The following is a 10331-nucleotide window of genomic DNA, read 5'->3' as shown; positions in this document are numbered from 1 at the left end:
TAGTTCCTCAACGTGGTGGTGGTACTACTTGCTTTTATATAATCTGTGCCAAGTTTGTTTATAACATTTGTCATAGTGTAAAGTACGTTGTCAAGTGTCCATCCGTTTCCTATTTCATAAGGATATTTAGTGTAGGTTACTTTAGTTACTCCATCGTTTAATAAAGCATAGAAGTTAGAACTATAAACGTATGAAACAGTTACTAATTTGGAACTTTTTATAACTATAAAACTAAATCCTTTGGAAGGGTATTCCCATTTCTCTGCAGGAGTAGTTCCTGCCAATTCAGTTTTAATTTCTGGTTCCCCTAGAAGTCTTAAAATTTTATCGGAAGTATCTGTATTTACTGTAATTCCTTCGGTAGTCTTAAAATTTAAAATTCCGTGTTGATAAAAATAGAGATCTACGTACTTAAATTGGGTATTAGAACCGTTTTTTAATTCTGCGTACAATTTACACGCGGTAGCTTCAGTACTTGAAACCTCAAAGGCTGTATTGGTTACTCTTTTGATTGTTACTTTAGAATTTGTAGTGGTCAAATTTGTTTCTGTAAAACCAGTTCCTTCAGGGGAAACAATAATAGGCTCTTCGATAAAAACATCATTTTTATTTGTCGTTATGGAGCTGAAAACGACATCTGCATCTTTATCACTAGAAGAACAGGAAGAAAAAATAATAACCGTCATGGTTACTAGTAGGGATTAATTTAATTTTTTCATATTTGAATTTGGTTGGTGAAATAAAACACAAACATAAAGCAATTTTAAAGATAGTACAATACCCACTTTTAATGATATTTTCCTTCGATATTAATGCTAATTTATAAATGCCAAAAATGCAGATAATTTAATAATCGAATCTAGTGCTGGTGCGTTAATTTTTTGTTTTTACTTGTAATGTATTGAATTGTATAAGTATATAGACGTTCTTTAATTTTTTGATTTGATTTGAAAGTTTTATGATTTTACATTTTAAAGTGTAAAATTATGAATTCAGGTAAATATGTTTTTTCTCAATTATTAGATTTTGTGAATAGATATGAGTTTGAAAAAATTGTTAAAAAGTAAACGGCAATTATCGGGTTCGCGAACTAAATTGTTGGAATCAATATATTCAGTTATTTTTTGGACAACTAACTAATCTCAACTCCTTACATGATATTTGTTTGTGTCTTAAAGCTCATAATAACAAGTTGTATTACTTAGGTATCAAAAAATATGTGAGCCATACTACTTTGTCAAGAGCCAACGAAAAACGTGAATGGATGATTTGTTCGTTTTGTGATAACCTCGCTTTATTTCTTTACTAATTCAAGAAAAAAACAATAACGATTAAATGCTAATATTTTACCATATTTAGCTAAAATCTTAAAGAATTGATACTATATTTATTTCGATCTTGCATATGTTAACATATTTTCAATATTGATAAAAATAAAATATTATTATGGGGTATTTTTATTATTCATTGTCTAATGATAGAATACAGAAAAAACATTAATATAGAGAAAAGTAAAAAAATGATTGAAATTAAATTTTTTGGAAGATTTGAACAAATAATTAGTTCTAAATTAAAAAGAAAATGGGGCATTGGGTTTCTATCCCCTGTTACTGTTTTTCTATTATCTGTTCAAACAGTATTTGGAATTCAAACCGATCAACCCAGGAATAAACAATATATAAAAACTGAGGTTGGCGCTGGCGATTTTAAATTATTTTCCAAAGGTTTGGCCGCAGACATTGTTGTAAAGGGTACAAAAGAAGAGTATGTTGGCGTTATCAGAGCCGCCCATGATCTACAGAAAGATGTTAATCGGGTAACGGGAACGACACCAAATCTTAAAACCGATATTAGTGCGCTATCAAAACATACTATAATTATAGGAACCATAGGTAAATCCTCTATCATTGATAAGCTTATTCTTGATGACAAAATAGACGTATCAGGCATCAAAGGTCAATGGGAGTCATTTGTTATTCAAGTTGTAAATAATCCTGTCCCTGGGGTAGAAAAAGGGTTAGTAATTGCTGGCAGCGACAAGCGTGGAACTATTTATGGCATTTATGATGTATCAGAAAAAATTGGAGTCTCTCCTTGGTATTATTGGGCAGATGTTCCACCTAAAAAAAAGAGCACCATTGCTATAAGGCAAGGTATCTACAAGCAAGGCCCTCCTTCTGTTCAGTATCGGGGTATTTTTATTAATGATGAATTCAATCTCGTAAAATGGTCTTATAATACGTTTGGAGAAAAGAAATTTTTAGGACCTGAAGCTCATAAGACAATATTTGAACTATTGCTCCGCTTAAAAGCAAATTATTTATGGCCAGGAATGCATCGTTGCACAACTGATTTTAACACCTATCAAGACAATCCTCGTTTAGCCGACGAGTATGGTATTATAATGGGGACATCACACTGCGAACCAATGATGAGGAGTGTTATTGTTGAAAGTCCAGGGGTAGATCGAGGAATTGATGTTTACGATGAACAAAAACGTGGTCCATATGACTATACTGTCAATAAAGAAGGAGTTCATCGTTATTTTGATGAAAACGCCATAAAACTTGGAAAATATGAAAACACCTGGACTTTAGGTATACGTGGTTTGGATGATGAACCAATGAGTAATATAAAAAATGAAAACAAGGTTAAATTACTTTCCTCAGTAATAGATGATCAAAGAGATATCATAAATAAACGTGTTAATATACTACATAATAAGGATGTATTACAAGTGTTTTGTCCTTATAAGGAAGTACTTGACATCTATAATGAAGGTTTAAATGTGCCAGAAGATGTTTGTTTATTATGGCCTGATGATAACCATGGCTATCTACGACAAGTACTTACTCCTGAAGAGCAAAAACGAAGTGGCGGCGGCGGCGTATATTATCATCTCTCTGTTTGGAATGGTATAGGTTCATTTTTATGGCTTGATTCTACTTCTCCTGGTCTAATATGGTCTGAGATGAATAAAGCTTATCAAAGAAATATGAAACGGATGTGGATTGTTAACGTTGGCGATATAAAACCAGCTGAAGTTAATATGGAATTTTTCTTAAGTATGGCCTATGATGCTGACAAATGGAATGAAAATAATATATCCGATTTTTATCGCAATTTTGCAGAGCGTGAATTTGAACCCGAATATGGTAAGGAAATTGCAGATATTTTATGTAGCTATTATCAACTTGCAGAAGCACAAAGACCAGAATTTTCTCATGGTTCACATTTTAGTCACTCATTGTATGGAGATGAAGCAATGAAAAGAATACAAGCTTACGAGTCTTTAATTAATCGTGCCGAAAAAATATACAAAGTATTGCCTGTAGAACAAAAGGATGCTTTTTATCAACTGGTACTGTACAAAGTAAAAGCAGCTGGGTTGTATACAAAAGCTATGATTTATGAAGACAGAAGTTATGAATATCAAAGACAGGGACGCGTAAGATCTATTCCAGAAATGAGCAAATTAAGTAAAAAAGCTTTTGCTGATGTAAAGAATGAAACCGAATTCTACAATAAAACGATGTCTAACGGTAAGTGGAATTACATTATGAATCCATGGTATGATGATATAAAGATACCAAAGATAGAAGATACTGTTAATCCCAATAATTTTTGGTCTCAATATTCAGAGCCAAAATTGATGATTATTACTGAAAAAGATGAGAATCTTGACTTTTCAGGATACACGCAAAATAAAAGATTTATTGATATAGTAAATACTGGTGGAGGTAAATTAGCATGGAAGGCTAAAGCCGATGAAAATTGGATTAAATTAAGTAAAACATCTGGTGTGGCATTTGCTGATGAAAGAATATGGGTGGATATTGACTGGAGTACTGCTCCAAAAGGAGTCTATACTAAATCTATAAATTTCAATGCTGGCTATGAAAGTAAAACCGTAACTCTCACCATTAGTAATCCTGAAACACCCAAGCGAGAAGACATTGATGGATATGTTGAGGCGCATGGGTATATTGCAATAGAAGCAGAAAACTTTTATGCAAAGCATGCGAATAGTGGTTGCGAATGGAAGAACATTCCGTTCTTAGGGAGGTCAGGCAGCTCTGTCAGTCTTTTACCTTCTACTGCTGAGAGTATAACAACGGAAATTGATTCAAAATCTCCATATTTAGAATATAAAATATATTTTGAAAAAGCTGGTAAACGACCATTAGATGTATATCGAATCCCCACTTGGAACCTTAACATTGGTACGAGATTGGCGATTAGTTTGGACAATAACAAACCCACTATAATAGGAAATCCCAAAGGGATGCCTGCTAACAAATCTGCAAGAACACGAATTGAAATAGTAAATACCGTAATAGATGTGCCAAATCCTGGCTATCATACGTTAAAAATATATATGGTTGATCCGTCGGTTGCAATTGATCGTATTGTAATTGGTAATTATGAACACAGCTATTTTGGACCTCCAGAAAGTTATAACTCTAACAAAAAATAGATAATACTAAAATAAATCGGTATCTAGTCGGCATATAATTAATAAAAAACATTAAAAACATGAGAATTTCAGTATACAGCGCATTTTTATTAGTACTACCACTGCTATCATGCACGAATGTATCAGTACCGAAAAAACGCCCCAATATTTTATTTGTAATTAGTGATGATCAGTCGCACATACATACAGGATTTAGTGGTTCTACATATATTAATACTCCAGGATTTGATAGAATTGCTAAAGAAGGTATCTATTTTTCTAATTGTTATGCGGGGTCGCCTGGATGTGCACCATCGAGAAGTAGTATTGTAACAGGTCGCTATCCTTGGCAAAACGAACAATCCGGTCAACATGCATCTTCGTGGCTAAAAAAATATGTACCTTTTGTGGATGAACTCCAATCTAATGGTTATGCTATTGGAAGGTCGGGGAAAGGTGTAGCTCCGTTTCGTTATGCAAGGAATGAAAGCGATTCGCTTTGGAGAGTGGGTGATGCAGCAGGACCTCTTTTTGATTCAGTAAAGTACGATGACCAAAGTGATGAACGAACTGCTACGGGAGAAGATATGGAAGACTATGCCTCCAATTTTAAAGACTTTTTGAAAAATCATAGAGGAGATAAACCTTTCTTTTATTGGTTCGGTGCACGAGAGCCACACCGTATGTTTGAAAAGGGTTCCTGGAAAAAGAATGGTAAAAGACTTGAAGATGTCGTTGTTCCAGAATTTTTGCCAGATACTGATGAAGTCCGCGGAGATCTTTTAGATTATGCTGTAGAAATTGAATGGTTTGACCTTCACTTGCAACGGATGATTAAGTATCTAGAAGAAATAGGAGAATTAGAAAACACAATTATAATTGTAACTTCTGATAACGGTATGGACTTTCCTCGAGCAAAAGCAAATTGTTACGAATATGGAGTACATGTTCCCTTTGCTATTAGGTTTCCAAAACAAATTAAAGGAAATCAAATTTGTAAGACACCCATTAGTTTTATTGATATTGCCCCAACCTTTTTAGAGATTACGGGAACAAAACCCAAACAAATGATGCCTATAACAGGTAAAAGTATATGGAAATTATTCACTTCTGGCAAATCAGATCAAGAAAAGGCTGTTTTTTCAGGAAGAGAACGTCACACATCTGCTAGATATAACAATCTAGGTTATCCCCAACGTTGTGTTCGAAAAGGAGATTACCTTTTTATTTGGAATATGAAACCAGAAAGATATCCTGCGGGTGCTCCAATTATGTATAAAAACGAGTCAACCAAATTAACTCCATTATATGGATTGGATGAAAATGGAAAATTTGCTTATGATGGTGTTTTTGCTGATATTGGGCCGTCTCCAACGAAGTCGAATATTATCGAAAACCATAAGACTAAAGTAGGAAGTGAATTTTTCCATCTCTCAACGGATAAACGTCCTGAGTTTGAGTTGTACGATGTTGTGAAGGATCCATTTTGTTTGAACAATTTAACCAAAAAACAAGAGCTTTCATCAATAGAACATAATTTAAAGCAAATTCTTCTCAATGAGCTTAAACGCACAAATGATCCACGTATTGTCGGCCCTAATCCAGATATTTTTGATACATACAAAAGGTATATGAATATTCGTAAATATCCTATTCCATCATCTGAAGGTAATCAATAAGACAAAAAGGATACTAGTACTAACAAACCTTTATTAGGATAACTGAAAACAATGTTACGGAAATACATTTAGGTCAGGGGAAACTAATGGAGCTAATCCTTTCCTTCCAATATGAATAAGACTTATAAAAGAGTCAAAAACAACAAAGGGAGTTCAGGAATAAACATGTTGTCCACTGAGAATTTATTAGAATGGTTATAGAAAATAAAGAGTCATTAATCAAATCTAGAAAAGGGTAAATACAAAACCCAAGTTGTTCGAAGAGCTGAGAAACCTAAAGAGGGAGGTAGAACAAGGTCACTTGGTATTCCTACTTTTGTCGATCGCTTAGTCCAATGAAGTAATGCTCATCCTAACGCCCATATACGAACAAGAATTCCACGTAAGTAGTCATCCCTTAAAATTAAATTAACAAACTAATTGTTAATTTAATTTTAAGGGATTGCTAAATAAGAAAAACTGGCTATAACCGCCATTTGAGCGAGCTGGAGTTTAGTGGAATTATCGTTTCGCATCAAGTTTTCGTTAAGCCGAAAATTGAGCGGTTACGAACTTCCAGCCATCTCAAAGTGGCCTAACGATATATTCTACTAACTGATAGAAAGTTTATAAATCGTGATTATAAAAAGAGTTTAAAAATAAGAGGTACAATGCCAAGTCCTGAATCAGTACTGTTTTTAATGGGCGCAGTATCTATGAAGAAAGAACATAAATCATATAAATTCCCTATAACTGCTTTTAGAGAAGTTATAGATTTAAAAAAGATAACAAAATAGTAATAACAACTTTTACACACTTTTTGGGACACTCTAAATTCTCATCATCAATCTTTTTCTTCTGTGAATAACAAACTATTCCAAAAAGAAATAAAAAAACGATTGCGATTTTAACTCTTTTACCCATTACTTTTAATTTTATTTCCTTTATAGTCTCAATACTCTTAGTGAAGCATTTTATTGTCCCATACCTCCATCGCCACTTTTGCGTTCTTTTTTCGTTTCATCTGGCTTTAAGGACTTAAAATTAGGATTATAATCCCAAACAACTTCGTCTTTGATAGTCTTTTTATTGAAAATGGTAGAAATCACAATCTTATTTTTTCCTTTTTTGAGTTTAACATTTTTCCATTCAATAATTTTATAATCATCAGGAAGTAACGAACCTAAATTTTTACCATTTACACTCAAATGTATTTCTGTACCCAAATTCGAATAGGCTTTTATTGGTGTTATTTCTTGGTCACGAACTAGATGTCTTTTACTCGTTAGGTACAAAACAGCTTCTTGAGACCAATTGGCTTTATAAAAGTAAAAGGCGTCTTTTTTTATCTTTCGATCAAAAGTAACTAACCCCTTATCATTCATACCTTCCTTCCCTCCTTCTCTTCTTCGTGCCGCTGAAAAATCAAACATATTCCATACAAATGTTCCCCAAATATAAGGTTTCTTATTGAAGGATTGTAGTGCCGCTTCATGCGCTATAGACTGCCATTCTTCGGGATGCCAAAAACCAGCAGGCAAGGGTTGGCTTGGATTTTGCTCATGATGTTCGATATTGGCACCTGCGCCATATTCACTAACACAAATACCCCCATCATTACTAGTAGGTTGGTACTTATCCCAAATCGTATCGTTCTTTAAATCAGCATAAGGATCATACCAACCCGGATAGCGATTCCATCCCAATAAATCTGGAATTTTAAGCATTTCAGGGGCTTGACCATGACTAGTTGCTGCAATTGTTGGGCGTGTAGGATCTTCTCCCTTGGCTAAAATTTGTAAATCCATCAAACTCTTATGTGGATCGTATTTTTCTACACGAAGTTCATTAAACAAACTCCAAGTAAAAATGGAGGAATGGTTTATATTTTGACGTATCAAATCTAGTAATTGATTTCTCGTAGTGGCAATAAACTCAGGATTTTCTCTAATGGTGGCCACTTGAGGAAGCTCGGCCCAAACCAATAGTCCTGTTTTATCGCACAAATCCATTAAATAATCCGAATGTTGGTAATGAGCACAACGCAAAGCATTGGCTCCCATTTCTCTAATTAAAGCAACATCTTGGTCTAAATCGGCATTGGTTACTGCCCATCCTTTATCTTGTCTGTCTTGATGTTTGGCAACACCATTTATTTTATAGGGTTTATTGTTCAAGAAAAAACCTTTATCTGGATCTATGTAAAAGGAACGTAAACCGATTTTTTGATCCACACGGTCTATTAAATTATCTTTTTGGTACAATTCGATCACGGCCGAATACAAATAAGGGTCTACAACTCCTTGCCATAAATGAGGGTTTTCAATAGTCATTTTTAAACTAAAAGGAATTGTTAAATGAGCGGTACTATTTATATCTTTTTGAACAGTAGTCACGATATTCCCATTAGCGTCTATCAATTTTGCTTTTAGCGTATAAAGTCCTTCTGGAATGACTTGATTCAATTCTTTTGGATAAAAAGAAAAGGGAATACCCTCATTAGTTCCATTAGAAATTAAGGTTTTTATATCAATTACTGCCTTTTCTGCAGTTACTTTTGTTTGCAACCATTTTACACCTGGTGAGGCATAATCTGTTACATCAAAACATACATCGGCTGTTTCTATCAATTGAACGGAGCGATACAAACCTCCATAAATATTAAAATCTCCAGAAGTGGGTGCAATATCATCTGCTGTTTTATTGCTGACTTTTACGCTAATAATATTCTTATTGTCTTTAGAAAGATACTTGGTTATTTCAAAACTAAAAGCACTAAACGAGCCTCGATGTTCTCCCAGATACTTGTCATTAATATAAACATTGGCAACACTACTAGCCGCTTCAAACTTTAGAAAGTAGCGTTTGCCTTTTTTAGGATTTATAGTGATTTCTTTAGCGTACCAACCAATTCCTTTGTAGAAATTGTTGTTGCCTTTCTGAGCTTCTTCATATCCCCAATTATGCGGTATCGAAATAGATTGCCAACCATCGTTAGCATCCATTCCTTTTTTAGTAGTAACACTATCTTTTTGAATAAAAAACCAATCCGAGTTAATGGTTTTAATAACTCGAGGGAATTTTTCTTGTGCTTGTATTGCTACGTTGGTAGCAAGCATCAACAACAAAAATATTATCTGTCTATTGTTAAATCTCATAGTCAATCATTTTATTTATAAAAATCTCAAAATACACAAAAAAAGGCTTAAAATGAATTAAGCCTATTGAATGTTTTTTAGTACTAGTATTAAAACCCTTTGTTCCCTTTTACCTTTAATGTTGCTTTTGATTTTGCATCAGCTTCTATAATTTTCTTCGCATTACCGGTATAGTTGTTTTTAGAGATTTCGACATTTTGACAATTGATTAAATCAAATAATGGCGCATCAGGATACAACTCAGGTGACTCCTTTGTTTTGGTGATGGTGTTTCCTGAAATCGTCAAGCCTTCCACTCTATCCGCCCATATGATTCGGTTTCCAAAAGTTTCTATCGTATTGTTTTCAAAGCGAATGTTTCTATCAAAAATTGCTGTTTCGTCAAAAGTTTTTCCTAGTCTTGGTGTTACAAATAAAACCGCTGATTCAGCACCACTATAGGCAACGTGTACAAACTTGTTGTTGCGAATCACAACATCATTTACCGCACCCGACTCAAACCAATAATAATTATCGCCACGCAATTGAATGGCTGACATCATAGAGGAGAAATTATTGTTTTCGATTACAATTTTCAAAGGTGTTTTGATAATCACGTTACGAGCTCGGTGATCATTAATCGTACAACCACGCATGGTAAAAACGGGATTCCAAGTTTTATTTTCTAGATTATCGCCTAATTTTAGATTGGCTGGTAAATTGTTTTCAAATTTAATTTCGATAAAGCGGTCGTTGATGACATTGACTTCTGCCACTGTATTTACCGAAGCTCTTTCTGGACTTGGTTGTTGAATAAACCACATTTCGTCTCCTTTACCAGCGAATTCAAATCCTAATTGTTCAAAGTGTTTTAACTCTACTATCACGGTTTTGGTATCCACGATTTTATTGATTTCGACATAAGTACCATGAACGTTTGTTCCGTCATCTAACATGTGTTGAAATTTACAGTTTTCGATTAATACATCACCTTTACAATTGCAAAAATGCGTTGCATCAGCAATGGTAGAAACTACTCTATCTGAACCTGGACGAACATATATGCCGCATTTTGAAATA

General features: G+C 34.0%; 5 protein-coding genes and 1 pseudogene. 3 read left to right on the top strand and 3 right to left on the bottom strand.

Translation table 11 applies throughout. From position 1 onward, the window contains the following. A partial coding sequence (locus WBQ70_RS02865) for a hypothetical protein (RefSeq protein WP_423910289.1) occupies window positions 1-686 on the bottom strand: 686 nt, incomplete at its 3' end. 300 nt (window positions 687-986) lie between these two features. Between WBQ70_RS02865 and WBQ70_RS02860 the strand changes: the two are divergent. From WBQ70_RS02860 to WBQ70_RS02850, 3 genes and pseudogenes are all read left to right on the top strand, one after another. After that, window positions 987-1309 (top strand): annotated as a pseudogene (locus WBQ70_RS02860) (DUF4372 domain-containing protein). Between the two features lie 210 nt (window positions 1310-1519). After that, window positions 1520-4477, top strand: a complete 2958-nt coding sequence (locus WBQ70_RS02855; protein WP_423910286.1) for a glycosyl hydrolase 115 family protein — start codon at window positions 1520-1522, stop codon at window positions 4475-4477. Window positions 4478-4536: 59 nt separating this feature from the next. After that, entirely contained in the window at window positions 4537-6135 is a 1599-nt protein-coding gene (locus tag WBQ70_RS02850; RefSeq protein WP_423910284.1) for a sulfatase family protein, read from the top strand. Between the two features lie 953 nt (window positions 6136-7088). On the opposite strand, the gene WBQ70_RS02845 is transcribed toward WBQ70_RS02850, so the two are convergent. Beyond that, window positions 7089-9272 carry a glycoside hydrolase family 2 protein gene (locus tag WBQ70_RS02845; protein WP_423910281.1) on the bottom strand — a complete coding sequence of 728 codons (2184 nt, stop codon included), beginning with the start codon at window positions 9270-9272 and terminating at the stop codon, window positions 7089-7091. An 89-nt stretch (window positions 9273-9361) separates the two neighbouring features. Further along, on the bottom strand, window positions 9362-10331 hold a 970-nt coding region (locus WBQ70_RS02840; protein ID WP_423910279.1), incomplete at its 5' end, for an alpha-1,3-galactosidase-related protein.

The organism is Flavobacterium sp., assembly GCF_049590715.1.
In the GTDB taxonomy this organism is placed as follows: Bacteria; Bacteroidota; Bacteroidia; order Flavobacteriales; family Flavobacteriaceae; genus Flavobacterium.
Note: the sequence above shows the minus strand (reverse complement) of the source record. Positions and strands in the feature narration are given on the sequence as shown.